This is a genomic window from Halomonas alkaliantarctica, assembly GCF_029854215.1.
GTDB lineage: Bacteria > Pseudomonadota > Gammaproteobacteria > Pseudomonadales > Halomonadaceae > Vreelandella > Vreelandella alkaliantarctica_A.
Genome location: NZ_CP122961.1, coordinates 3,209,070 through 3,234,766 on the forward strand (window position 1 = coordinate 3,209,070; position 25,697 = coordinate 3,234,766).

The window sequence follows — 25,697 nt, forward strand, 5'->3', positions numbered from 1 at the left end:
TGTCAGTGGGCGTTTAGCAGTGATTTTTTTTGGTTGTACTTGGTAATTGCTTTTGGTGGGGCCTAAAGAATGTCGTCGATATCAATGCCTATGGGAACGCGCTTTACGGTTTTGGTCACGATATAGGTGAAGTAGCGCTCGATACCGGCTTCAGAAACCAGCCACCTATCCATCAGGCGTTGATAGCTATCGATAGTGCGCGCTTCAAACTTCACCAAGTAATCCACCCCGCCCCCCACCGCCACGCACTCGGTAACTTCCGGGGTTTGCATCACCAGGGCTTCAAAACGGGTGAAGCTTTCGGCGTTGTGCTGTTTGAGTTCGATCTGCACCCAGACAGGGTTGCGGGGCACCAATACCTCGCTATTGATGCGCGCACTGTACCCTTGGATAACGCCGGCTTTCTCCAGGCGTTTTACCCGCTCCCAGCAGGGGCTGACCGAGAGGTTGATCGCCTCGGCCAGCTTCGACTTGGTGATTCGCCCATCGCGGGAGAGGATGTCGAGAATTTTCAGATCGTATCGGTCAAGTTTCATCATGCCGAGGGCTAAGCCTCCAGGCGTTCAACAACATCGGCAATCACCGCCAGGGTATCCCCCATATTGATCAATGAGGGCGCGCGGCGTGCCATCAAAATACCGTCGCGCTCCGCTTTATAGGCGATCGGATCGGTGCCGCTGCGGGTCATGTCGTACACGTAAGCGATGGTTTGGCCTTTTTTCACTTCATCACCCAGGGCCACCAATAGCTCTAACACGCCCGAGTGCTGGCTCTGTACGTAGCAGCTGGCGTCGGGCATATCGAGATACATCTGCCCACTTTCCGGCATTTCCACTTCGCCTTCTACCAGGCCATAGTGAACCAGGAAATTGCGCACGCCGCGCTCGGCAATGGCAATGCTTTGTGGGGTGGAAGTGCCGCCGCCGCCAAGCTCGGTGGCGACAAACACTTTACCCTGCCGCTCGCAGGCGGTGTCGAAGAGTTTTTCCGCATCCAGCTCAAACATCACCATGGCATAGGGGGCGCCGAACGCTTTGGCACCTTCCAGCGCGGACTGCTGCTGCGCTTTGTTATCCAATACGTGGGACGCGCCGAAGGGGAGAATATCCAGCGTGCGGCCGCCCGAATGGAGGTCGAGCACCACGTCGCTCATTGGCACCATTACGCGGGTGAAGTAGTCGGCAATTTGCGGCGTAACGCTGCCGTTAGGGTCACCGGGAAAGCTACGATTGAGGTTTCCCTTGTCCATCGGTGAGGTGCGCTTGCCCGCCATGACCGCTGGCGTGTTCATGCACGGGACGATAATCACCCGCCCCGTCACGTCTTCTGCCTTCAGGGTTGATGAGAGTTTCAGCAGCGAGGTAATGCCCTCATATTCATCGCCGTGGTTGCCACCGGTCAGCAGTGCCGTGGGGCCATCGCCGTTTTTAACCACGGTCACCGGAATCATCACCGCGCCCCAGGCAGACTCATCGGTAGAGATCGGCAGCTTTAAGAAGCCGTGCTGCACGCCATCAGCATCAAAATCAACGGTGGCGGAAATGGGGCTAGGCCGCAGTGGGCTCGCTTGATCTGTCATTGGATGTTCCTTTGTTTACAAACCACTACTTTACAAACAGCTGGCGCGGAAAATTGGCCAGGGTTTCGCAGCCATCTTCGGTAATCAAGATGCTTTCGGTAATTTCCAAGCCCCAGTTTTCTTCCCAGAGCCCCGGCATAAAGTGAAACGTCATGCCCGGCTCCAGAATAGTGTCATCCGAGGGGCGTAGGCTCATGGTGCGCTCGCCCCAATCGGGCGGGTACGAAATACCGATGGGATAACCACAGCGGGCACCGCCGCGGTCAAAGCCGTATTTATCCATTGCCGCACCCAGCGCCATGGCGATATCCGCCGTGCGGTTTCCGGGTTTGGCCACTGCCAAGCCGTTTTCAATGCCTTCCAAAAGAGCTGATTCCGCACGAATAAAATCCGTTGGCGGTGTGCCCAGAAATACGGTGCGCGACATCGGTGCGTGGTAGCGCTTAAACACCCCGGCAATCTCGAAGAAGGTACCTTCACCTTTGCGAAACGGCGTATCGTCCCAGGTCAGGTGCGGCGCGGCAGCATCCTTTCCAGTAGGCAGCATGGGCACTATGGCAGGATAGTCGCCGCCAAATACTTTGCCGTTCTCATCCACAAAACCTTCAATCCCAACGCGGTAAATCTCTGACACCAGCTTGCTCTTGGGTAAGCCTGGCTCAATCACTTCCAGAATACGCGTATGCATACCTTCCACGATCTTGGCGGCAATGCGCATATAGGCCACTTCTTGCGGCGATTTGATCGCCCGGCACCAGTTCACCAAGGCGTTGGCATCCATAAAGCGCGCATGGGGTAGCTCGCGCAACAGGCTTAGATAGGCCTTGGCGGAGAAGTAGTAGTTATCCATTTCCATGCCCACTACCCCCAGATGCCAGCCGCGATCGGGCATGATCGACTGAGCCAGATACTCCATCGGGTGCATGTCCGGATTCTGTACATAGTAATCCGGATAGTAGGTAATGTTGTCAGGATCAATCCAGCAGGTACGCAGGGCACCGTTGGCGTCCATGCGCCGTCCGAACCATACTGGCTCGCCTTCAAGGCCCACCAGCACACATTGATGCACATAAAACGACCAACCGTCGTAGCCGGTTAGCCAAGCCATATTGGAAGGGTCACTGACGATCAGAACGTCAATGCCACGACTGGCCATTTCAGCTCGCACTTTCCACAGGCGGGTAGCGTACTCTTCGCGCGTGAAAGGCAGGGAAACCTGAGTCATCGGGCAACTCGCCATTAAAGATCACCAAGAACCAGCGCTCTGCCTACTATAGGCACGCAACGCTGGGCCACAGGATCGACCTGGCCACCACCGATCAGGCGTCGGGGTTGCATCTGCCACGCTTGCAGCAGGCCCGCCAATGTCGTCTTGACCCGATACTAGCACCGACCCTTGGTTAGCGGTCAAAGGCTTTATGACAAAAAATGTATACGGCACCGTTATTTGCACTAAGCGAGCTTGCAACGATCTTAAGTGCTCACCATGATAGCTTGTAGTAATGACACTTTTATCAAGAGGGGAACAAGATGAAAATTGTTGTGCATACTGGTGAGGCTGAACAGTGGCAAGCGGCGCTTGCTGAAGCGCTACCCCAAGCCACCGTCCTCACCAGTGAAGCGCCAGCGGATGAGCGTAAAGATGCTGACTATCTCGCCATCTGGAAAGCTCCCGCCCATTTGCTGCAAGAGCAGACCCAGCTCAAAGGCATCATCAATTTAGGCGCTGGGGTAGATTACCTGCTGAAAACGCCAGGCCTGCCCAGTGATGTGCCGATTGTAAAATTGCGCGATGCGGGTATGGGCGAGCTGATGGCCGATTACGCCCTGTATGGCGTGCTGCACTTCTACCGCAGTATGGATCGTTATCTAGAGCAACAGCAGAGCGCCACCTGGAAATCGCAAGAGGTGGTGGAAAAAAACCAGTGGCCGGTGGGCGTATTAGGCTTGGGGGCTATTGGCAGCTTCGTGGCCAACGCCCTGCAGCAAGCAGGTTTCCCAGTTCTGGGATGGAGCCGCTCCCCAAAGCAGATCAGCGGCGTGGACTGTTTTCATGGCGATGACGGGCTAACCGAGCTGCTCGGCCAAGTGCGAAGTCTTATCACTATTCTCCCCGATACGGCGGCGACTCAACATATTCTCAACGCCGAGCGGCTGGCTCAACTGCCCCAAGGGGCTAGCGTGATTAACCCAGGACGGGGAAGTTTGATCGATGAACAGGCGCTTCTGGACGCACTAGGGAGCGGCAATCAGTCTGGCCACTTACGGGGTGCCCTGCTGGATGTATTCCATGAAGAGCCGTTACCTGCTGACAATCCGCTTTGGCAGCACCCCAAGGTAATTGTTACACCACATATGGCGGCGCCTACCCCGCTAAACGATGCCATCGACCAGGTGATCTCTTACCTGCATGCCTTTGAATCGGGTGAAAAACTCTCCACGATCAACCCGGAGGCTGGCTACTGACGCCACACCCTGCCCCGGTTATACTGGGTGGCTTGGAGAACCAAGTGCTCATTAAAGGCTCTTAGGAAGATACCGCTTATGGAGGAAGAGCCCTTGGTCAATGTAATAGCAAGACTGCCAAGCCGCGTGCTTGCAGGTATGGGATTGAGTCTCGCCGCCCTCTGTTTTAGTGACATGGTGTTAGCAGCAGACACACTCAAAGAGCCGCAGCCCTTTGAAGCCCAGTACCGGCTTGAGGTTCGTGATTGGCCGGGGGCTACCATTACCCATAACCTCTCTAACGAAGGGAATCACTGGCTAAGCGATATGCGCTTTTCAATCACCGTGGCGCGCGGCCAGGAGTTCAGCCGTTTTTCGATTGATGGCGATGAGACTCACGCACTGCTCTTTAACAGCAGCTATTCAGTGCTGGGCGTGGGTGATAGCTACCAACTAAACGAGAACGATATTCCAACCCTGGATCGTCAAACGGCGCTGTTTGACCTCTCGCGCCGGGCCGGTCACGAGAACTGCACAGAGAGCGCTCCCTGCGCGATTGAGTTTGTCGATCAAAAAGGGCGCGATGAGCACTTTCAATACTATGTCAGTGAACAGAATGTTGATGTCCCAGCGACCATCAGCGTACCTGCTGGTGAGTTTGAAACGCTGAGTGTATCGCTGATCGATACAGAGAAGCCTGATCGCATGCTACAGATAAACTTTCACCCAGACTGGCCTGGGCTGATCCTCTCCGCGGTGTACCAAAAAGAGGGACGCCGCGAAACGCAGCTGACTTTAACTAACTTCAACCCAAACGGTGGCGCGACGCCTTAAATGCTTTCCGGTTTATTAATTGTTCTACTCCCGCTTTTTCTTGGCTATCTGGTTCGCGTTCGCTCCAAACGGTTACAGAACTTGATCAACCGAGCTGTTAATAGCTCGGTTTATCTGATTCTTCTGTTCATGGGAGTAGGTCTGGCCGGGCTTGAAAACCTTACCAGCCAGCTTTCGCGCTTGGGCGGTAACGCCTTGCTGTTATTTAGCATTACCACGCTGTTTAACTTAGCAGCACTATGGTGGCTATCGCGTCGGCTATCCCTTAAAGCAGGCAACTCACCGGTGGTAAAGAATGCTCCTACCAGCAAGCTGGCGGCCATGCAGGGGTCGCTGTTATTGGTCGCCGTGGTGGCTGGGGGCGTTACCGCTGGCCTACTGCTGGGGCCACTCCTGGGTGAAAGACTTTTCAATACCGCGGATTTACTGGCTGAATGGGTGCTCTACCTGCTGCTGGCTCTGATTGGTTGCCAGTTGCGTAACTCCGGCATGCCACTCAGGCAAATCTTACTCAACCGCATGGGGCTGTCGATTGCGGTGACGTTGGCTATCAGTTCCCTGCTCGCAGGTCTAGTAGCCGCCCCGCTGCTCTCGCTAAGCTGGAACGAAGGCCTGGCGATGGCGTCAGGCTTTGGCTGGTACTCGCTTTCAGCGATTCTAATTGGTGACCAGCTAGGCCCGCTGATGGGCGGTGTGGCGTTCTTCAACGACCTGACCCGGGAACTGCTGGCGTTTATCCTGATTCCGCTGGTGATCCACCGCCATACTGCACTGGCGATTGGCTACGGCGGGGCCACCTCCATGGATTTCACCCTGCCGGTGATTCAGCAGCACGGCGGCGTGGCCTGCGTGCCCATTGCCGTGGTCAGTGGGTTTATCCTTTCACTGCTCTCCCCACCGCTAATTCTGTTCTTTCTTTCGCTTTCGGGTTAGCGGGCTTTCGCTCAAAGGGCCCAGCGTCTACCTTTCATGGGAGCCACACTGAGATCTACAGGCAGTAGGTCAGGAGCCATCGCTAAGCAGTAGAAATACGTTTAAACATTCGTTGCTCCTGGGTGTTTACCGTTCAAGGACGACAGGTGAAATATGGCAGGCGCAAGCAGTATATTGATAGCGCTAGCGGCCTTTTGCTGGGGGATATCCGGAGGAATCGCAGGCATTTTGTTAGACGACGGCTGGGATGCAGCAGTCGTGTCATTTTATCGCGGGTTTGTAGGGCTTCTTTTTGCACTTATGTGGCTGCTGCTTCAACGTCGGCATAGCGGCCTGAACAGCACGCGGCTTTGGTTCTGGTCGGTGGTTGCAGGCCTGGGCGTCGCTGGCAACTTTACGTTCTATTTTCTTAGTATTGAGTATGGCAATGTGGCGGTCGCTGCCACCTTGATGTATTGCGCCCCTGTTTTTGTCTATCTCGTCTCATTTACCCTCAAACTTGAACGTCCCACGGTTGCCAAGTGGCTGGCCATAGCGCTGGTCATGGTGGGTATCGTGCTGTTAACCAAGCTGTATGCCATTAGCGCTAGTGGCCTTTCGTTACTTGGCGTAGGCACCGGGCTGCTTGCCGGGCTCTCATACGCCGCGTTCATTTTTGGTTTCAAATATGCCGCGCCCCATGGCAGTCCCCAGGCAATTCTTTCGGTTGCCTTCACCGTGCTGGCCATCGCACTGCTGTTGCCAACCGATGTTAACCAGGCTGTCAGCGTCATCAACGCACCGGAGCTGCCGCTGTTTGTAGCGCTGGGCATTCTCGGCGCTGGGCTATCTTTTCTGCTCTACGTGGTGGGTATCAAGCATGCGGCGCCTGCGCTGGCCTCCATGATTGCCATGGTCGAGCCAATCACCGCTACCCTGTTTGGAGTAGCGGTGTTAAACGAAAGCCTGGGTGTTATTCAAATGGTAGGCATGGGGTTGATATTAGTGACAGTAACAGCGCTCAGCGTCACATCCAGTCGCCATTAACCGGTTAATCAGCGGGTACATCATAGCGCATCAGGCAAGCCGTCAGATCTTCTCGGCAATGCGATGGGCTAGCTTATGAATAAAGGGCCCGCTGATAAACGCGATGATTCCCGCAGCAGGCCAAGCAAGCAGCCAGGCATGCATCCAGATGCCAACAAAATCAGCATGCGTCCCGATATTCACGTAGGTCACCCAGGCAGACATAATCAGCGATAGCGTAAACGACATGAGAATAGCGAAGATAATTCTGTGTTTCATGGCAGTCCCTGAGGGCGGTGATGAGTGCAGGCAGATTAGCAAACATCCATAATGGTAATATATGCCAATATATGAGAACTCATTTTACAGAATTGCAAAATGCGTAAACCCTCCTTAGATGACCTAAATATCTTTATCGTGGCGGCCAATCAACGCAGTCTCACGGCTGCGGCGGCAACGCTAAAAATGACGATTGCTACCGTGTCGCGGCGCATAAGCGCACTAGAGGCCACGTTAGGCGTTGAGTTGCTCTATCGCTCAACCAAGGGGTTAACGTTGACGCCTCACGGTGAGTCCTACTACCGCGAGTGCGAGGAGCTGGTACGCGCGCTGGATCAGCGTATTTTAGATCTCGATCAGACGCTGCATAGCCTGAGCGGGCCGTTGAAGATTATGGCGCCCGTCAATTTGGGCAGCGGGCCGCTGGATGCGTTTTGGCGTCACTTTATCCACCGCTATCCTGAGATTGCACTCACTATTGAGTTGGATAACAACGTGGTCGATATTCGCGATCACCAAGCGGATATTGCGCTTCGCTCTGGGCCACAAAAAGATTCGACGCTGATACAGAAATACCTGGGCTATATAGAGCCGATTTTGGTGGCTTCACCGACGATGAAGCACCCTATTCCCAGTATGGTAAAGGGACTACAGGCGTGCCCCAGCGTGGCAGCAAAGATGTTTAGCGAGTGGCAGCTGTTCCATCAAGAGGGTACTCAGCACGCTTGTCACAAGAGCCATTTTCATATTAGTAACGATATGAATATTGTGCTTAATCTCACTCTATCGGGGGCAGGCATCTCATTGATGCCCGCCAGTATGGTAGCGAACAGCTTACAAGCGGGAGAGTTAATACGGGTGCTCCCTGAGTGGCGGGGGCGTCACAGAGAGATCTTTTTGGTATGGCCCTATCGGCGTAGCCTTTCAGCGCGGGCCAAGCTATTTCGCAGCGAGTTAATTGAATTTCTTAGCCACCAATCCTGGTTTCACTCTGCTGATTAGGCTTTCTGTACGAAGAAGACACACTCAACAACGCTCAGATTTCTGCTTTGGTACCTCTTGTTACAGATGGCCTATTAAGTTCACTGGCTTGAATAGAGCCTAGAAGCTCCTTTCTGATAGCTTGCAGGTCAGCGATTCTGTTTTCGATTTTGGCTAACCTTTCACGCTGAGTAGCCAGGGTTTCCGGACAAAAAGCCGCCCCCTCTTTCAACCGCATGCATTCCGGAAACGTACTGATTTCATCGAGATTGAACCCGCTAGTAATCAGCCGCTGTATCTGCTTGACCTGGGTAATCGCTATAACCGAAAACACTCGATAGCCGTTTTCTGAACGCGAAGAATCAAGCAGATCATGCGCGTCATAGTGCCGTATCGAGCGGATACTGGCACCCGTTTCCCGAGAGAGCCGTCCGATTCTGAGCGGCGGTTTGGCACTACTTTTAGCCACGATCATCTCCTCTTGCATTTAGCGCTTGACCCTAACACCAATGTCACAGTTTACGCTGACCACTTCCATATAACCATGAGGTGCTAATGATGTCTGTGTCCAAGTTTTATCGCTCGTTTTTTGCATTTATTACCGCTGGTTTTTTGTTAGCTTTTTCACTAGCGGCTCTTGCAGAAACAACCCATTATGAGGTCGCTTCAAGCGACGGCGTTTCTATTGCTGTGCAAGAGTCTGGCGACCCTGAAGGCCAACCTATTGTCTTTATTCATGGATACCTGGGCAGCCACCTAAATTGGGAGCCACAGGTTAACAGTCCGCTTTTGCAAAAATATCGACTCATTACCTATGATCTTCGCGGGCACGGTTTGTCTGACAAGCCAGAAGAAGCTATCGCGTACAGCGACGGACGCCGGTGGGCGGATGATCTTGCCGCGGTCGTTAGCGCATCAAATGCCCAGCAGCCCATACTGGTAGGCTGGTCATTGGGAGGCGCAGTTATCTCTAACTACCTGAACTATTACGATGATCGCAACATCAGCGGTGCAGTGTATGTCGATGGTGTCGTCGAGCTTAATTCTGAACAGATCACTTCTCATCCTGAAATCTATCAGGAACTGGTCTCAGAAAACCTGAAAACCCACTTAGAGGCAACTCGTGATTTCCTGCGCCTATGTTTTAACCAGCAACCGGAAAGCGCCACTTTTCAGCTTCTACTGGCTAATGCAGCGCTAGCCTCCTGGGATATGCAGGAAAATGTTCAATCCATGAGCATCTCATTGGCAGGACTTAGCAAAACGGATCAACCCATTCTGATGCTGTATGGTAAAAAAGATGCGTTGGTGCAGGTGGATGCGTCGATCAGCCGCGCAAAAGAAGTGAATCCCAATGTTGAAACGCTACTCTATGAAAACTCAGGACATGCGCCGTTTATAGAAGAGAGCACGCGTTTCAATCAGGATCTGACAACGTTTATTGAAGGCACCTCCCACTAAATACCTCGCACAACTATGTCCGGGCCATTAAATAGTAGCTTTAATCACTATGTTAATGGCCCAGCCAACCATACAGCTGATTTTACAAACCCGCTTTAGCCGCCCGAGCGGTATGAAGCTTCTTATAGCTTTCAATCAGGCGCTGGTGGCGCTCAAGGCCTTCTAACTGCATGTTCGTTGGCGTTAGGCCGTGGAAACGTACCTCACCACTGACCGAGCCAACCACCGCCGCCATGGTTTCTTCGCCGAACATACGCTGGAAGTTGTACAGGTAATCGTCTAGTTCCAGCTCGTCATCCAACACTATTTCAAGCACCGCATTGACCGCTTGGTAGAACAGGCCGCGCTCGATGGTGTTGTCGTTGTACTGCAGGAACATCTGCACACAGTCCAGCGCTTCTTCATGACGCTGCAGCGCCAGGTAGACCAGTAGCTTCAGTTCCAGGATCGTCAACTGACCCCACTCGGTGTTTTCATCAAACTCAATACCGATTAGCGTGATGATATCGGTGTGGTCATCCATCTGGCTCTCTTCCAGCCGCTCGACCAAGTCAGTCAGTTGGTTATCGTCGAGGCGGTGCAGGTTGAGGATATCCTCGCGGTAATCCAGCGCTTTATTGGTGTTATCCCAAATAAGATCTTCAATGGGATACACCTCGGAGTAGCCCGGCACCAGAATGCGGCATACCGGCGCGCCCAGGTCTTCGTGTACCGCCATATAGACTTCGGCACCCAGTTCCTCAAAGATGCCAAACAGCGTCTCGGCTTCTTCATCATTGCTGCCAGAAAAGTCCCACTCGCTGAATTCGAAGTCAGGCTTGGCACTAAAGAAACGCCAGGATACAACGCCTACCGAGTCGATAAAGTGCTCAACGAAATTATTCGGCTCGGAAACCGTCTGTGAGTTAAAGGTGGGCAGCGGCAGATCGTTCAGCCCTTCGAAGCTGCGGCCCTGCAGCAGTTCAGTCAAGCTTCGCTCCAGTGCCACTTCAAAGCTCGGGTGGGCGCCAAAGGAGGCAAACACGCCGCCGGTGCGGGGGTTCATTAAGGTGACGCACATCACCGGGAACTGCCCGCCCATGGAGGCATCTTTTACCAGCACCGGGAAACCCTGTGCTTCCAGGGCGTTAATGCCTTCGACAATGTTGGGGTATTTTGACAGCACCTCCTGCGGTACATCCGGCAGGGTTAACTCCTGTTCGAGGATTTCACGCTTTACCGCTCGCTCGAAAATTTCCGACAAGCACTGCACCTGGGCTTCCACCAGAGTGTTGCCCGCGCTCATGCCGTTACTTAGGAACAGGTTTTCAATCAGATTGGAGGGAAAGTAGACCGTCTCGCCGTCGGATTGACGTACAAAGGGCAGCGATACAATGCCTCGATCTTCGCGGCCAGAGTTGGTATCAATCAGGTTCGAGCCGCACAGTTCACCTTCTGGGTTGTAAATATGCAGGCAGTGCTCATCGAGAATACCTTCGGGGAGCTCGTCATTCGGCCCCGGCTTGAACCACTTCTCATTGGGGTAGTGAACAAATTCACTGTTAGCAATCTCTTCACCGAAGAACTGGTCGTTGTAGAAGAAGTTGCAGCTCAAACGCTCGATAAACTCGCCCAGCGCCGAGCAGAGTGCGCTCTCTTTGGTCGCGCCTTTGCCGTTGGTAAAGCACATGGGCGAAGCCGCATCGCGAATATGCAGCGACCAGACGTGGGGCACAATATTTCGCCAGGAGGCGATCTCGATCTTCATGCCCAGGTCAGCAAGGATCGCGCTCATGTTGGCGATGGTCTGCTCCAGCGGCAGGTCCTTGCCTTCAATATAGGTGCTACCGCCTTCGGGTGCGCCCATCAACAGCGCTTGGGCATCCTCGTCGATGTTTTCAACCGTCTCGATCTGGAAATCAGGGCCGGTCTGAACCACCTTCTTGACCGTGCAGCGGTCGATGGAGCGCAGAATGCCCTGGCGGTCTTTTTCAGAAATATCTTCCGGCAGCTCAACCTGGATTTTGAAGATCTGCTTATAGCGATCTTCCGGGTCGACGATATTATTCTGGGAAAGACGAATATTCTCGGTAGGAATATCGCGGGCGTTGCAATACACCTTCACGAAGTAGGCCGCGCACATGGCAGACGACGCCAGGAAGTAGTCGAACGGCCCCGGTGCCGAGCCGTCACCTTTATAGCGAATCGGCTGGTCGGAGATAACCGTAAAATCGTCGAATTTGGCCTCCAGACGGAGGTTATCGAGATAGTTAACTTTGATTTCCATGAGCGGGCATCCGGGGCAATGAGTGTGCCTAACCGTCGGCAGTAGGCGAATTGCGGCCCATTATCCAGTTTTTTACCCGCTTCGTCTTGGTCAGTCTCCCGAATCGCCTATCCGGCGTCGAGAAGAAACGGCAACGCTTGCTCTGACAATATCTCGGAAGCCCCATTTGAAGATGGCCAAATTAATGTGATTGCATCATGTGCTCAGCCTCAGTTTCGCTGACCCCGAGCATCAGTAAAATCTGGCGTTGTGTTGCCATCAACACCTGCTTACGTTCCGCCTCTCCCGGCAAACTTTTGGCAATGGCGACGGCCCCTACCAGAGAGGCCAATATCACGCGGGACTTATCCGCAATCGCCTTTCTGTCATGGGCAAAGGGGAGTTGTTTCAGCTTACTCAGCGCTATCAATCGCGTTTCAAGCATCTTTTTCATACTCATATACGACGCTTCAAACAGGGTGCGGATTTCGGCTTTTTCGCTGCCTATTTCATTGAACAGTACCGCTTCAGGCCCCGGCCTATGCTTAGCTTCCAACTCTTGGAGATTGCAGTAGTTGGCGACTAATTCGGTTAGGTGTTGTAACGAAAGTGGGCCTTTTACCAGTCTAGCCGCCCGGCTGTTATCAATGGTCAGGCGGACCGACTCATTGTAAAGAGCCTCTTTTGAAGCGAAATGTGCATAAAAAGCGCCGTGTGTCATCTTGGCTAGCTTCATGATCTGGCCAATCGACACCTTTTGAAACCCATTGCGGCTGAATAGCTCTGTCGCCGAAGCCAAAATGCGCTCTTTGGTTTTCGATTTATGGCTCTTGGGATAAGGCATATCTACCTCGTCAGCTAAATATTATCTTGATCATATATTGCCCATTGCTAGGGTGACCATATCAATAACTCAGGAGTCACTATGCACTCACCTATCGTGATTACTGGCATGGGTATGGTCAGCCCGCTAGGCAACAGCGTCAACACAAGTTGGCAGCGACTGGTTAACTGTCAGTCTGGCATCAGCACCATCGACCGCTTTGACACAAGCAATATCCCGATCAAAATTGCCGGGGTGGTGCCGAGCATTAGCCATGACCCCACTGGCGGTATTGACCTGGATGAGATAGCTGACCCCAAAGAGCAGCGCAAAATGGACTTGTTCAGCCTTTACGCGTTAGCGGCAGCTAGAGAGGCACTGTCACAGGCCAACTGGTTCCCCGTTGAGCAGGCTCAAAAACGCAGAACGGCCACCATTATTGGCTCTGGCATTGGCGGCTTCCCCACCATTACGCAAGCCCAAAAAACCCTTGCTGAGCGCGGCTATCGCAAACTATCCCCCTTCACGGTGCCCGCCTTTCTAGCCAATTTGGCTGCTGGCAATCTGTCCATTCGCTATGGTTTTCAAGGCCCACTGGGGTGCCCAGTAACGGCTTGCGCGGCAGGTCTACAGGCGATTGGCGACGGTATGCGCATCATACGCAATGGAGAAGCCGATGTAGCCCTCGTCGGCGGCGCCGAGGCATGTATTGACCCGCTTTCACTGGCCAGCTTTAACGCTCTAAAGGCCGTTTCCACAGAAGCAGACAACCCTGAACGCGCGTCCAGGCCCTTTGATAAAGCCCGTAACGGTTTTGTGATGGGAGAAGGCGCTGGCGTTATGGTGATCGAAACGCTTGAGCATGCGGTCGCGCGGGGCGCAACGCCATTAGCGGTAATTAGTGGCTACGGCACCAGCGCGGATGCCTATCATCTAACGGCAGGCCCAAAAGATGGGGCAGGCGCAGCAGCTGCGATTCAAGCGGCGCTAGGCATGGCGAACCTAACCACTGATGCTATTGGTCATATCAATGCCCACGCCACCTCGACGCCCGTTGGCGACCGGGCTGAAATTGCCTCGCTGCGTACTGTGTTCGGCGAGCGCTTGCCCGCCATCCCTATTTCGGCAACCAAAGCCGCCACAGGCCATCTCTTAGGCGCAGCGGGAGGCATAGAGAGTATTTTTTCTGTATTGGCAGCCAATACGCAGCAACTTCCGCCTACCATCAATCTTGAGCATTGCGACGATGATATGCAGGATTTAACCTTCGTCACGGCGACTCATCAGAAGCACGTCACCAAGCATGTATTGTGCAACGGGTTTGGTTTTGGTGGCGTCAATGCAGCGCTTATTGTTAGCAGTATTGAGCGTTAAAGACGCAAATAAATTAACCGAACTGACGCCAGGCTATGATCGGTTTATCTAAACCCCATTGTCATCCTTTCTTGCATAGAAATGGCAGCGCTTCCTCAAGTAGTGTTTCGGGGCTTTCTTCGGCGATGTAGTGGCCGCAAGGAAGCGCCTTGCCTTCTATATCAATGGCGACTTTTTGCCACTCGCCTAAAGCATCAAAGCAGGCTTCAATGGCGCCTTCCGCGCCCCACATCACTTTTACCGGGCAGGTGAGTTTTACCCCAGCGTCGATATCTGCCTGATCGTGAACTAAATCGATCGAAGCGCTGGCGCGATAATCGCCGCAAATACCGGTAGCGGCACCGGAAAGCGACAGGCAGCGCTCATATTCGGCCAGCGCTTCTGTAGAGAAAGGCGCCATACCGGCACTACGGGCACCCATCACGCTTTTTAGGTATTGGGCAGGATCGCTCTGGATCAGCATTTCCGGCAGCGGCTGGGGGCGAATCAGGAAGAACCAGTGCCAGTAGCTGCGTGCAAAGGCCTCGTTGGTACCTCGATACATGGCAAGCGTGGGGGCGATATCCAACAACACCATGCGCTCTACTCGCTCAGCGTGGTCAACCCCTAATCGGTGGGCGACACGCGCGCCTCGATCATGGGCCAACACTTTAAATCGCTCAAACCCCAGCGAGCGCATTAGCTCAGCCATGTCCTTCGCCATAGCGCGCTTGGCATAATTAAGGTGCTCGGGGTCGTCGTCGGGTTTACTGCTATCGCCGTAGCCGCGCAGATCCGCTGCGATAACGGTGAAATGCTGGGCAAGCGCTTCCGCTACTTTGTGCCAAATCACGTGGGTCTGCGGGTGGCCGTGGAGCAGTAACAGGGCTGGGCCGCTACCTCCCATTCTAAACGTAATCTCTACACCGTTAACGTGACGCGTCTGTTTTTCAAACCCATGAAACATGGTGTTCTCCTGGCATATCTCATTACGTATCAATGCAGCATCCTACGTATATTACGCGCCATAATCCTTTTTAATAAAACAGCATCCAGGCATGATGGCGCTACTTAAATTCACGGGAGCAACCGTTATGAAAGCTGTCGCCTTTACCCAAAGCCTGCCCATCGATCACCCTGATGCGCTGCAAACTATCGAGCTACCCACCCCAACCCCGGAAGCCCACGATATTCGCGTTGCGGTCAGCGCCATTTCCGTTAACCCCGTTGATGCCAAAGTGCGTAATAGCGCCCTACCAGAAACCGGTGAGCCGCGCGTATTGGGTTACGACGCGGTGGGCATTGTAGATGCCGTTGGTAGCGCCGTTACGCGTTTTCAGCCAGGGGACCGGGTGTGGTATGCGGGCAATATTGCCCGTCAAGGCTCTAATGCCGAGTTTCAGTTGGTCGATGAGCGTATCGCCAGCCTAGCACCGAAAAGCCTTTCTGACACGGAGGCCGCTGCGCTTCCGCTGACCGCGATTACAGCTTGGGAGCTGCTGTTTGACCGGCTGGAGTTAGACATGCGCGACACTAAAGGCAAAAGCCTGTTAGTGATTGGCGCCGCGGGGGGAGTGGGCTCAATCCTGGTGCAACTTGCTAAACAGCTCACCGATATTACCGTCATTGGTACGGCGTCTCGGCCCGAAAGCCAAGCCTGGGTCAAATCGCTTGGCGCCGACGCAGTGATTGATCACCACCAGCCACTTGATCAAGAACTTAAAGCGGCGGGCTTTGACGGGGTGGATATGGTGATCAGCCTTAACCAGACGGGCCACCACTTTGAGGCCATTATTGAAGCTCTCAAGCCCCAAGGGAAACTGGCTCTTATTGATGATCCGGAGCTGATCGATGTGCGTAAGCTCAAAATGAAAAGCCTGTCGCTGCATTGGGAACTGATGTTTACCCGCCCGTTATTCACCACTGACGATCTCGCCAAGCAGCATGATCTACTCACAGAGGTAGCGGCCCTGGTCGATGATGGCCGACTAAAAACCACAGTAGGTGAGGTGTTAGGCCCTATCAATGCCGAGAACCTAAAACGCGCGCACGCACTTATCGAGAGCAACCGCACGATCGGCAAACTGGTCTTGGAAGGCTTTTAATTCTAGGAAGGCTTTAACCGTATCGTCCATCGCCAAATTATGGCGATGGGCGGGCTAACACTTGCTGGAACAGAATCGTTTCAAATTGCTCCATGGGCTCGACAGATTTTAACGTCTTGGCGCGCAGAATAGCGCCTTCCCAGCCGGTAAGAATAAAGCTGGCAAGCGCTTCTGGCGACGTGTGGGTGGCAATATCTCCTCGCGATTGAGCATCTTGCAAGCAGCGAACAAAGCGCTGCTCCCAGCGCTGAAACACCAAGTTTAGCGCATCGCGGAAGGTATCACTCTGGCCTGAAAGCTCTTGACCAAGGTTGCCGATCAAACAGCCTGTGGCGTGGTCGCACTCATACATATGCTCACGGCCAGTTGCAAAGTAGCGTTTTAGGCGTTCAAGCGGCGGCGTGTCACTATCTTCTAGCAACGCCACCAGCGTTTCATCATAGGTGGTGGCAAAGCGCTCGATCACCGCCAGCCCGAAATCCTCTTTGCTGGAAAAGTAGTGATAAAAAGAGCCTTTAGGCACACCGCACGTTTTTAAAACGGCATTTATGCCCGTCGCATTGTAACCTTGCTGACTAATCAGCTGGGCGCCACTATCGATTAATTTGTCGCGCGTTGAGGTATTTTTCATATGCCTAAAGTAGACCAGTCAGTCTATTGCTTTCAAGTGAGAGAAAGCCAAGTGAATGAAAGCCAATTTGTAAGAAAGCTAAGCTGCAAGAAAGCTAAGTTAAGTGGCAATTGCATGTTATTTGCACATTGCTTGACTAATGGCTGCTTAACAATGCGCGATGCTAGCATCATACGCTTATTTTTCTGGAATTTTCGCTCCCAATGGATGAAGTGCGGTAATGACTCTTTCTCGCTATAGCGCTACGAAACAACAAGGCCGCATTCGCTTCGGTGCCATCTTTGCATTATTGATTCTTGTTACCACATTGGCGCTTGCCTGGTGGATTATTACCCAACCGCCTCGTATAGAGCGTACCCCACCGCCAGAGCCTCTGCCTACTATGGTAGACGTCGTTACGGTGAACGCTAGCTCTCAGGCGCCTAATCTGTACGCTTTTGGGCGCGTTGAGGCGGAGCAGGAAACAATGCTGGCCAGCCGCGTGGCGGGCCAGTTGGAGCGTTTTGCCGAGGGCGTTGTGCCCGGCCAGGTGGTTGAGCAAGATACGGCTGTGGCCTTTATTGATCAAGCCGACTTAGCGCTGACGCTTGAAGATGCCCAAGCACAACTGGCCAATGCCCAGGCGCTGCTTGCTTTAGAGCAGGCAGAGCAGCAGCGCGCCCGCAGTGAGTACGAATCCTTTGGCCGCCAGCTTTCCGCCGAACGCCAAGCCCTGGTGTTGCGTGAGCCACAGCTGCGCCAAGCGCAAGCCGAGCTCACCCAGGCACGTGTAGCGCGCGATCAGGCTGCATTAAATGTAGAGCGTGCCACTCTAAAAGCCCCCTGGCGAGCTATGGTGCAAGAGCGCTTGGTAGGCGCCGGCAGCCTGCTCAGCCAGGGTACAGAAGTAGTGCATTTGGTGGGCGTTGAGCAGTTTTGGGTGCGCGCCTCGCTACCCGGTGAATGGACGGAGTGGCTGGAAGCGGGCAGCAGCGTTACGTTAACCAGCCGCGGCTGGCCCGAAGGTGCGACACGCGAAGGGACTCTCGTCTCGATGCTACCCAGCCTTGAAGAGAATGGCCTGCAGGCACAGCTGTTGATTGCGGTTAACGACCCGCTCGTCCTAGAGACCGACGGCCCTGCCCTGCGCCTGGGCGATGTGCTACGCGCCTCTTTTCAACCGGCTATTCAGGAGCAGCTTATCTCACTGCCTTCTGCGGCTCTTCGTCCAGGTGACGTAGCGTGGCGGGTAGATGAAGACAATCGCTTACGCCGGACGTCGGTCACCCTGGCTTATCGCGGCGAAGATGACGCTTTGATTCGAAGCGGCTTGGAAACTGGCCAGCAGGTTGTTACTGCCGGCTTGGCCCAGCCAAGAGAGGGCCAATTAGTGCGTATCCGCCGCCCCAACGACACCCCGGCTCAAGCAGGAGATGAACCGGGAGATGAATCATGAAGGTGCCACGCGGCCCATTGGCTTGGATGGTGGATCACGGGGTAGCCCCCAATTTACTGATGGTGCTGTTTATCGTCGGCGGCCTAATGGCCTCGCTTGCGATTAAAAAGGAAGTGTTTCCTGAATTCGACATCGAAGTCGTGCAAGTCACTATCAGCTACCCTGGCGCCACGCCTGAGGATGTGGAGCAGAGCCTGCTGCTACCGATGGAAGCGGCGATTGCCGATGTAGAGGGCATCGACGAGCTGACCGCCACCGCCAGCGAAGGCATTGCCAGCGTCAACGCAACGCTGATTGATGGTGTGGATGTGATGCGCGCCTATCAGGATATCCAGCAAGCGGTGAACGCCATCACAACCCTACCCAGCGCTGCCGACCCACCGCGCTTTACCCTCGCGGGGCGCTCCCGCAGTGTGTTGAGCCTGCAGGTTTACGGCGACGTCGGTCTGGAGGCGCTACACAACGCGGCAGAAGAGGTACGCGGTGTACTGCAAGCCACTTCCGGCATCTCCCGTGCTGAGCTATCCGGCAACCGCGAGCGAGAGATTCAAGTCCACTTGGACGAAGAGGGCATTGAGCGCTATGGCCTCGATCATCAGGAACTTGCCAGCCGCATTGCCGAAGAAGCGCTAGATCTCGCTAGTGGCCAGCTCACAACGCAAGAAGGTGAGTGGCTGATTCGCTATCAGGGGCGGCGTAACAGCGCCGAGGCCTTTGCCGAGCTGCCAATTCTGACCAGCACCCAAGGGGCGCCAATTACCCTAGGCGAGATCGCCAGGGTCAGCGATGGCTTTGCCGAAACTGACCGCGAGGAGTTTTATAACGGCGAGCCCGGCCTCTCAGTGGACGTTTATCAGATTGGTGATCAAACCCCGACCAGTATCTCAGAAGCGGTCAATGGTGAGCTTGAGCACCTGCGCGCAGGTATGCCGGAAGGCGTCAGTCTGGCTATTTCCCGCGATAGCTCAGAAATTTACGAAGATCGTCTTAGCCTGCTGTTAAAAAACGCCTGGATGGGCCTAGCGCTGGTATTGGTGCTCATGGCGCTGTTTTTGGAAGCGCGGTTGGCATTCTGGGTCACCCTGGGCATCCCAACGGCGTTTCTGGGTGCCATGCTGTTTCTGCCCTGGATCGGCGTCTCGCTCAACATGATGTCGATGTTCGCCTTTATTATCGCCCTGGGGATCGTGGTAGATGACGCCATTATCGTGGGTGAGAATATCTACAGCTACCGGGAAGAAGGTTACTCACTGCGCGATGCGGCGGTCAAAGGCGCCAGCGAAATTGCTACCCCGCTCACGTTTGCCATTCTGTCCAATATCGTCGCCTTCCTGCCGCTGCTATTTTTACCCGGCTTTTTGGGGCTAATTTTTGCCACCGTGCCAGTTGTAGTGGTAACCGTCTTTTTAATCTCCTGGCTGGAAGCCTTGGTGATTCTGCCTGCCCACTTGGCTCATAGTCGCAAGCCGCGCCAAACCCCGGCTTGGCAGCGCCCCCTTGAAGCGCTGCGCCAACGTCTTCAGGGTGGCCTACACCACTTCACTTATCGCCAGTTCGAACCGTTCCTGCAGCGCGCCCTCAATCAGCGCCTGCTGAGTATTTCAGTGGGCATCGCGATTCTGCTGATAGCGCTCTCCTGGGCGATGAGTGGGCGTTTGGGCTTTTCGCTGATGCCGCGGGTCGAATCGGATCAGGTACAGGCCACGGTTACGTTGCCCATTGGCAGCAACATCAGCGTTAGCCGCGAGCTTAGCCAACAATTGCTCGACGCCGCCGATGTTCTCAGCGAACGCGAAGAGACGCTAAGCTTCAGCAGCTCACGCAGCCGCCTGGACGGCGAAAGCCTGGAAGTGCGTTTGGATATTGCCAGCGAGAGTCTGGAAGCGTGGCCACCCTCGCGTATCGCCCGGGAGTGGCGTGATCTCACGGGCGATCTGCTCGGCGCCCAGTCGGTGCGTTTTGAAGCCGATGTTGGTGGGCCCGGCAGCGGCGCGGCGCTAAGCCTGCGCCTTTCGCACCCGGATACTCAGGTGCTGGAAGCCGCCGCCGAACGCTTGGCAGAAACATTGGGTGGCTACGGCCTCACGGATATCGATAGCGGCCTTGGCGACGGCAAACCGCAGTTAGAGATGCGCCTTTCTGCCGAGGGCCGCGCCTTGGGGCTAACGGGTAATAATCTGGCCCAAGCCCTGCGCGGGCCACTCCAGGGCGCCACCGCCCTTGAACAGTACGTAGGGCGTAGCGAAATCAGCGTTGAAGTACGTTTACCCAACGACAACCGCGACAGTTTGAATGAGCTCTACCGCATGCCGGTGCGCACACCTGACGGGCTAAGTGTGCCGCTATCACGGGTGGCCGATATTACCATCAGCCAAGCCTCTAGCAGCCTTGAACGCATTAACGGGCGGCGGATTATTACTGTTACCGCTGACTCGGAAAGTGATCTGGCCATCAATCAAGTGCTCGCCACGCTCCAGGAAGAAGAGTTTCCCAATCTGGAAGCGACCTGGCCGGGGCTGGAAGTAAGCATGGGTGGCCGTCAGCAGGACACCGCTGACAACTTAGCCACGCTGAAAACCTCCATGTGGTTAATGATTGCCGCGCTCTATGCGTTGCTGGCGATCCCGTTTAGAAGCTACCTACAGCCACTGCTGGTGCTGGCCGCGATCCCCTTTGGCATTGTGGGCGCCGTCGCTGGGCATATGATCATGGGCTTCGGGTTATCCATCATTAGCCTGCTGGGTATGCTGGCGCTTTCAGGCGTGGTGATTAACGACGCCCTGGTGCTGATTGACTACGCCAACCGCAAACGCCGCGAGGGCATGGCCGCCCGTGAAGCTATTGTGGCTGCAGCCACCCGCCGCTTACGGCCGATCATGATGACCACGCTGACGACCTTTCTAGGCCTGGCACCGATGATCCTGGAAACCTCGCGGCAAGCGCGCTTTATGATCCCCATGGCAATCTCCCTCGGCTTCGGTATGCTTTTCGCCACCGTGATACTGCTGATCCTGGTGCCCTGTCTCTATCTAGGCATGGAGAATGTTCGCGAGCGGCTCAGCGCGCCGCGCCAACCGGCACTAGATAAAAAGCCGAACCAAGAAGAAGGAGCCCACTGATGGCCTTGCTCACAGCCATACGTCAATGGCGGCCCTCTCGGCTGGGGCTCAAGCTGTTCGTTATTATCCTCAGCGTCAATGTCGCGATCTCAGCCAGTATGTTTCTTGCCGTCTCGTACAGTATCGACCGCGGTTTTCTCGACTACCTCAACCAGGCCCAGGAGCGCCGTGCCACCCTGCTGGCCGATGGCCTCGTAACTCGCTGGGAAACCCAGCAGAGCTGGGAGTGGCTGGAGCAGTCACCGGAACGCTGGCCGTTCATTGTCCGCTTTGAGCTGGGTCAGGAGCACCGTGACCGCCCCTCTCCACTCGGTGAAGCGCGGGACTTCACCCTGCGCGCAGCGGATGACCGCTATGTAGTGCCGCCTCACGGCGGGCGCGAAAACTCGGGGAGTTGGCATTGGCTAACGCTACGTAGCGGCGATACCCATATCGGCTCGCTGGGTTTTCGGCCGCCCCGTGAAATGATGGAGCGCATGGAGAGCCGCTTCCTAGAGCGCCAGCAGCGTAATCTGGTGCTTATCGTGGTATCGCTCTGCGTTGCTTCGCTGCTCTTGGCGGGCGGGCTCTCCTGGTGGCTGGGGCGACGCACCCGAGCACTGGCGGGCGCTACGCTGCGGCTTACCGAGGGCGACTACCGCACCCGACTGCCTGAACGCGGCCGCGATGAGCTATCGCGCTTGGCACGCGACTTCAACGTATTGGCGGCAACCCTGGAAGCCAGCCGCGATGCCCGCGCTCGTTGGGTGTCTGACACCGCCCACGAACTGCGCACGCCGCTGGCGGTGCTGCGCGGCGAGATCGAAGCCATGCAGGATGGCATTCGTCCGTTGAACCAGGAGAACCTTAGCTCGCTTGCCCAGGAAGTAGGCCAGCTAGAGCGCTTAGTGGCAGATTTGCGCTTGCTATCGCAAAGCGACGCGGGCGCGTTGGATATTCAGTTAGCGCCGATGGATCTTAGCGACTGCCTTGCCAGCCGGCTGAACGACGCCGACCGCTGGTTAGTCGACAGCGGTTTAACGCTGACCAAGCAGATCGAGCCTGGCATTATGATTCGTGGTGATGCACAACGCCTTCGCCAATTGTGGAATAACCTGCTGGATAACAGCTGCGCCTACACCCAACCGCCGGGTGAGCTGCGTGTTACGCTCACCGCACAGCAGGGGGTGGCAGTGGTCACCTGGGAAGATAGTACGCCGGGGGTGCCGGAGGGAGAGCTAGCACGCTTAACCGAGCGTTTGTATCGCGTGGAAGGATCGCGTAGCCGCGCTAGCGGCGGCAGCGGCTTGGGCCTCTCCATTGCCAGCGCCTTGGTCAATGCTCACGGCGCAACGCTGACGCCCTCTATCTCAACGCTAGATGGGCTACGCTGGACGCTGCGTTTCCCGCTGTTGGCTGCTGATTAATATTTCCAGGATTAATATTTCAAGAACTGATATGACAATAACCGTTAAGCCCTGCTTTCACATTCACTGTTAAGCGAGTCTACCTTATATGTCCCATGCTGCCTCTTTACTGATTGTTGAGGATGAACCGAAGATTGCCCGCCTAATGGCGGACTACTTAACTACCCACGGTTTTGAGGTAACGACCCTGGGCCACGGTGATGAAGTAATGCCGTGGCTGGAACAGCACTCCCCTGCGTTGGTACTGCTCGATATCATGCTGCCGGGTAAAGATGGCCTCACCCTAAGCCGGGAAATTCGCCAGCAATGGCCTGCCATTGCCATCATCATGGTGACTGCCAAGGTAGAAGAGGTCGACCGCTTGCTGGGACTTGAGCTAGGCGCCGATGACTATATCTGCAAGCCGTTTAGCCCCCGGGAAGTCGTCGCCCGCGTCAAAGCGGTACTACGTCGTAGCCAAGCGGCGACCGATGCCCCAGCCGAGGTGCAAAACGCAGCGGTGGTATTAAACGAAGATGGCTGGCAGGCGCTCGCCCACGGGCAGGATTTAGGCCTAACGGCAGTTGAGTTTCAGCTATTGCGGGTGATGATGCAGGCGCCGGGGCGCATTTTTAGCCGCGAGCAGCTAATGGATCATATGTACCGTGACAACCGCATCGTGTCAGAACGCACCGTGGACAGTCACATCAAAAAGCTGCGCAAGAAAATCCACGAAGCGCTGCCTGAACTGGAAATCATCCGTTCGGTATATGGCGTCGGCTATAAGTACCAGCCAGAGGGGTAAGGCTGTTAGCTAGGCGAGATGCCCCTCATAAGCGTAAGCTAAAGTATTGTCTCAGACTGTCGATAGTACTATTAGCCTGCTTAGGACCTATTTCTCTAAGCAGGCCTGCGTAGTCGCTGTTGCGCCTGCTTAAAATAGCCCTTAACTCTATCGAGAGATTGCCATGACCATCTCTTTACCTACCGGGATTGCCCCTTTAGACGCACATCCTTTACGTAGTGAGCCGTCAAATGCCCAGCAAGTAACAACAACATCGGTCACTTCCAACGCCGCAACGACGGATTCCAATACCAGCATTCATTTGGATCTTTCGCCCGTGGCTAGAGGCATAGCCTCAGCTTCAGAAAAAGCTGGTAACACACAGGAAGCGAAGAACACCAAAATCGATGAAAGCGATCTCCCACAGGAGATCAAAGAGTTACTAAAGCGAGTTGCTGAATATAGAGAAAAATTAAGGGAGAAAGAGCAGGAACTGGAAGAGGTTATGCGCGACCAGTCCCTAAACGATGAACAACGCCAAGCAAAACTCGACGCCCTGCAACAGGAAATCAGTAGCCTCAATAATTCACTTCAGGAGGCTATGAGCCAACTAAGCAAACTCGTCACTCAGATGGATATTGATGATGGCGCTGTTGTCGGAATGATGTCATTGGCCATGTCTTGATGACGCATAGGCGTTAAGGATTGACCTGCCGATTGAGAAACGCAATGCCCGCATCTATGGCGCCGCCACGCAGCAGGAAGCTAGTAATATGGCCACGCCACCGCTGCAGGTATAGCTCACTCTCGATATTGTTGTCCTGCAGGGCTTGATAGAAGTCCGTGGCATGATCCACCGGCACCAGTTGATCCCACTTGCCGTGGAACAGAAAAAACGGCGGCGCCTTCGGGGTAATTTGCCGCGCGGGTGAGGCTAGGCGATATGCTTCGTTTTCTTCAGCGCGGGTACCGCCGATAAAGTCGACAACCAAACGCCCGTCATCAAATTTGAGCAAATCACTGGGTAGCCCTCCAGCCAATACCGCGGCTAAACGGCTCTGCTCGCCGCCGTAGGGCTCGGCCAGCGGCCCTTCTGCTCCCGCCACTGCCAATAAACTGACTAGATGCGCACCGGATGAGAACCCAACACCGACAATGCGGTTGGTATCCACTTGCCACTCGTCGGCATTAGCGTGAATCCAGGCCATCGCCTGTTGCAAATCATGCAGCTGGCTAGGGAAGCGATATTCAGGCGCAAAACGGTACTCAATATTCACCGCTACGTAGCCCTGACCCGCTAACTGTTCAGCAATGCCCTGCATATCTTCCGGCGTGCGATTACGCCAACCGCCGCCATGCACGACTAGGGCAGCGGGTCGCAAAGCGTCGCCCGGCTCGTCAGGTAGATAAACGTTAGCTATTAACGCCTGAGGCCACTCGTCGGGCGTATAGACGCTTGGTGCCAAGCGCGTAAAAGGCTGGGGTTCACGCAGCGTACTGCTTTCAATAGCGGGCTCGCCTTGGCTAATGTGTTGGGAAGCGCTACAGCCACTCAGCATTAAGGCAATGGCCCCCAGGCCGGTAACTCGGCGTAGAGTGGTAAACGCGCAACACTGCTGCCACACGCGAAGTTGCTCGGTTCGCGGCATTCTGCTTCTCCTTGATGATTAGGTGACCCCTCACCTACCGACTACGACCTGCAACAAGCCGATAAGATCATGATTGTTGCACACTATCTGCAAACGGTTTGCACGCCACCTAGCGATACTGTCATCGTCAACTCACCAGGAGAGAACTTATGGACGTTTCAAGTGCTAGGAAAATGTCAATTCGCCACCTGTTTGCCCCTGCCCTGCTGGCTATCGCCCTTGCGCCATTAGCGTTTACCGCTCAGGCGTATAGCCACGGAGACCATGAAGGCCAAGGCCCTGATCGCGAACGTATGGAAGAACGCATGGAGGAGCGTCGCCAAGAAGTATACGAGCGCGCCGATATCTCCGCAGATAAGCAGGCTCAGCTCAATGAAGTACACGCCGAGCATCGCGACGCCATGCAAACACTGCGTGATGAGCACCACGAGCGAGTAGCTGGGATTCTCACAGAAGAAGAACAGGAAGCGCTGCGCAATGCCATGCTAGAAGCCCATGAAGAGTATCGTGGCAAACGCGGCTACCACAATAATAGTGATGAAAATACCGATAGCGAATAAACGCAGGCAATACGTCAAACCTAGATTCAATGCCCGGTTTTCCGGGCATTTTTGCGTCTGCACGTTCATCCGTACATTAATAACGCCATAC

General features: G+C 54.8%; 24 protein-coding genes. 14 read left to right on the plus strand and 10 right to left on the minus strand.

Annotation, left to right across the window (positions count from 1 at the left end):
* Positions 1-62: 62 nt before the first annotated feature.
* Genes QEN58_RS14750 through doeA form a run of 3 tightly spaced genes read right to left on the minus strand, consistent with a single transcriptional unit; the run spans position 63 to position 2,804 of the window.
* Complete coding sequence (locus QEN58_RS14750) at positions 63-539, minus strand: Lrp/AsnC family transcriptional regulator (RefSeq protein ID WP_280104376.1); 477 nt, start codon at positions 537-539, stop codon at positions 63-65.
* A gap of 8 nt (positions 540-547) precedes the next feature.
* A complete protein-coding gene (gene doeB / locus QEN58_RS14755) occupies positions 548-1,579 on the minus strand; it encodes a N(2)-acetyl-L-2,4-diaminobutanoate deacetylase DoeB (protein ID WP_280104377.1) in 1,032 nt (343 codons plus the stop codon).
* A 25-nt stretch (positions 1,580-1,604) separates the two neighbouring features.
* Positions 1,605-2,804: an ectoine hydrolase DoeA gene (gene doeA, locus QEN58_RS14760; protein ID WP_280104378.1), complete on the minus strand. Its 1,200-nt coding sequence runs from the start codon at positions 2,802-2,804 to the stop codon at positions 1,605-1,607.
* A 305-nt stretch (positions 2,805-3,109) separates the two neighbouring features.
* Here doeA and QEN58_RS14765 point away from each other — a divergent pair, with 305 nt between their 5' ends.
* The 4 genes from QEN58_RS14765 (at position 3,110) to QEN58_RS14780 (ending at position 6,817) form a co-directional block, all read left to right on the plus strand.
* Positions 3,110-4,045, plus strand: coding sequence for a 2-hydroxyacid dehydrogenase (locus QEN58_RS14765; protein WP_280104379.1), 936 nt, complete (start codon positions 3,110-3,112; stop codon positions 4,043-4,045).
* Between the two features lie 78 nt (positions 4,046-4,123).
* A complete protein-coding gene (locus QEN58_RS14770) occupies positions 4,124-4,858 on the plus strand; it encodes a hypothetical protein (RefSeq protein WP_280104380.1) in 735 nt (244 codons plus the stop codon).
* Positions 4,859-5,791: a LysO family transporter gene (locus tag QEN58_RS14775; protein ID WP_280104381.1), complete on the plus strand. Its 933-nt coding sequence runs from the start codon at positions 4,859-4,861 to the stop codon at positions 5,789-5,791. It begins immediately after the preceding gene.
* Between the two features lie 153 nt (positions 5,792-5,944).
* A complete protein-coding gene (locus QEN58_RS14780; protein ID WP_280104382.1) occupies positions 5,945-6,817 on the plus strand; it encodes a DMT family transporter in 873 nt (290 codons plus the stop codon).
* A 42-nt stretch (positions 6,818-6,859) separates the two neighbouring features.
* On the opposite strand, the gene QEN58_RS14785 is transcribed toward QEN58_RS14780, so the two are convergent.
* Positions 6,860-7,075, minus strand: a complete 216-nt coding sequence (locus QEN58_RS14785) for a DUF2798 domain-containing protein (protein ID WP_280104383.1) — start codon at positions 7,073-7,075, stop codon at positions 6,860-6,862.
* Between the two features lie 99 nt (positions 7,076-7,174).
* Here QEN58_RS14785 and QEN58_RS14790 point away from each other — a divergent pair, with 99 nt between their 5' ends.
* Positions 7,175-8,077, plus strand: a complete 903-nt coding sequence (locus QEN58_RS14790) for a LysR family transcriptional regulator (RefSeq protein ID WP_280104384.1) — start codon at positions 7,175-7,177, stop codon at positions 8,075-8,077.
* A gap of 34 nt (positions 8,078-8,111) precedes the next feature.
* On the opposite strand, the gene QEN58_RS14795 is transcribed toward QEN58_RS14790, so the two are convergent.
* Complete coding sequence (locus QEN58_RS14795) at positions 8,112-8,525, minus strand: MerR family transcriptional regulator (RefSeq protein ID WP_280104385.1); 414 nt, start codon at positions 8,523-8,525, stop codon at positions 8,112-8,114.
* An 86-nt stretch (positions 8,526-8,611) separates the two neighbouring features.
* Between QEN58_RS14795 and QEN58_RS14800 the strand changes: the two genes are divergently transcribed.
* Positions 8,612-9,517: an alpha/beta fold hydrolase gene (locus tag QEN58_RS14800; protein ID WP_280104386.1), complete on the plus strand. Its 906-nt coding sequence runs from the start codon at positions 8,612-8,614 to the stop codon at positions 9,515-9,517.
* Between the two features lie 82 nt (positions 9,518-9,599).
* Here QEN58_RS14800 and QEN58_RS14805 read toward each other — a convergent pair whose 3' ends face one another.
* Both QEN58_RS14805 and QEN58_RS14810 read right to left on the minus strand, forming a co-directional pair.
* A complete protein-coding gene (locus QEN58_RS14805) occupies positions 9,600-11,783 on the minus strand; it encodes an OsmC domain/YcaO domain-containing protein (protein ID WP_280104387.1) in 2,184 nt (727 codons plus the stop codon).
* 181 nt (positions 11,784-11,964) lie between these two features.
* Positions 11,965-12,606, minus strand: a complete 642-nt coding sequence (locus QEN58_RS14810) for a TetR/AcrR family transcriptional regulator (protein ID WP_280104388.1) — start codon at positions 12,604-12,606, stop codon at positions 11,965-11,967.
* Positions 12,607-12,687: 81 nt separating this feature from the next.
* Between QEN58_RS14810 and fabF the strand changes: the two genes are divergently transcribed.
* Positions 12,688-13,959, plus strand: a complete 1,272-nt coding sequence (gene fabF / locus QEN58_RS14815; RefSeq protein WP_280104389.1) for a beta-ketoacyl-ACP synthase II — start codon at positions 12,688-12,690, stop codon at positions 13,957-13,959.
* Between the two features lie 61 nt (positions 13,960-14,020).
* Here the strand turns inward: fabF and QEN58_RS14820 are convergent, their stop codons facing one another.
* Positions 14,021-14,905, minus strand: coding sequence for an alpha/beta fold hydrolase (locus QEN58_RS14820; protein ID WP_280104390.1), 885 nt, complete (start codon positions 14,903-14,905; stop codon positions 14,021-14,023).
* Positions 14,906-15,032: 127 nt separating this feature from the next.
* Between QEN58_RS14820 and QEN58_RS14825 the strand changes: the two genes are divergently transcribed.
* The gene (locus tag QEN58_RS14825) at positions 15,033-16,043 is read left to right on the plus strand and encodes a zinc-binding alcohol dehydrogenase family protein (RefSeq protein ID WP_280104391.1); all 1,011 of its coding nucleotides are present in this window, start codon (positions 15,033-15,035) and stop codon (positions 16,041-16,043) included.
* Between the two features lie 37 nt (positions 16,044-16,080).
* Here QEN58_RS14825 and QEN58_RS14830 read toward each other — a convergent pair whose 3' ends face one another.
* The gene (locus QEN58_RS14830; protein WP_280104392.1) at positions 16,081-16,674 is read right to left on the minus strand and encodes a TetR/AcrR family transcriptional regulator; all 594 of its coding nucleotides are present in this window, start codon (positions 16,672-16,674) and stop codon (positions 16,081-16,083) included.
* A gap of 220 nt (positions 16,675-16,894) precedes the next feature.
* Here QEN58_RS14830 and QEN58_RS14835 point away from each other — a divergent pair, with 220 nt between their 5' ends.
* The 5 genes from QEN58_RS14835 (at position 16,895) to QEN58_RS14855 (ending at position 24,082) form a co-directional block, all read left to right on the plus strand.
* On the plus strand, positions 16,895-18,109 hold the full coding sequence (locus QEN58_RS14835) for an efflux RND transporter periplasmic adaptor subunit (RefSeq protein WP_280104393.1): 1,215 nt from the start codon (positions 16,895-16,897) through the stop codon (positions 18,107-18,109).
* The gene (locus QEN58_RS14840) at positions 18,106-21,228 is read left to right on the plus strand and encodes an efflux RND transporter permease subunit (RefSeq protein ID WP_280104394.1); all 3,123 of its coding nucleotides are present in this window, start codon (positions 18,106-18,108) and stop codon (positions 21,226-21,228) included. Before QEN58_RS14835 ends, QEN58_RS14840 begins: the two co-directional genes overlap by 4 nt.
* Positions 21,228-22,634, plus strand: a complete 1,407-nt coding sequence (locus QEN58_RS14845) for an ATP-binding protein (protein ID WP_280104395.1) — start codon at positions 21,228-21,230, stop codon at positions 22,632-22,634. Before QEN58_RS14840 ends, QEN58_RS14845 begins: the two co-directional genes overlap by 1 nt.
* An 88-nt stretch (positions 22,635-22,722) precedes the next feature.
* Positions 22,723-23,418: a response regulator gene (locus QEN58_RS14850; RefSeq protein ID WP_280104396.1), complete on the plus strand. Its 696-nt coding sequence runs from the start codon at positions 22,723-22,725 to the stop codon at positions 23,416-23,418.
* 163 nt (positions 23,419-23,581) lie between these two features.
* A complete protein-coding gene (locus QEN58_RS14855; RefSeq protein WP_280104397.1) occupies positions 23,582-24,082 on the plus strand; it encodes a hypothetical protein in 501 nt (166 codons plus the stop codon).
* Between the two features lie 13 nt (positions 24,083-24,095).
* Here QEN58_RS14855 and QEN58_RS14860 read toward each other — a convergent pair whose 3' ends face one another.
* The gene (locus tag QEN58_RS14860) at positions 24,096-25,046 is read right to left on the minus strand and encodes an alpha/beta hydrolase fold domain-containing protein (RefSeq protein ID WP_280104398.1); all 951 of its coding nucleotides are present in this window, start codon (positions 25,044-25,046) and stop codon (positions 24,096-24,098) included.
* Between the two features lie 149 nt (positions 25,047-25,195).
* Here QEN58_RS14860 and QEN58_RS14865 point away from each other — a divergent pair, with 149 nt between their 5' ends.
* Positions 25,196-25,606 carry a hypothetical protein gene (locus QEN58_RS14865; protein ID WP_280104399.1) on the plus strand — a complete coding sequence of 137 codons (411 nt, stop codon included), beginning with the start codon at positions 25,196-25,198 and terminating at the stop codon, positions 25,604-25,606.
* Positions 25,607-25,697: the final 91 nt, after the last annotated feature.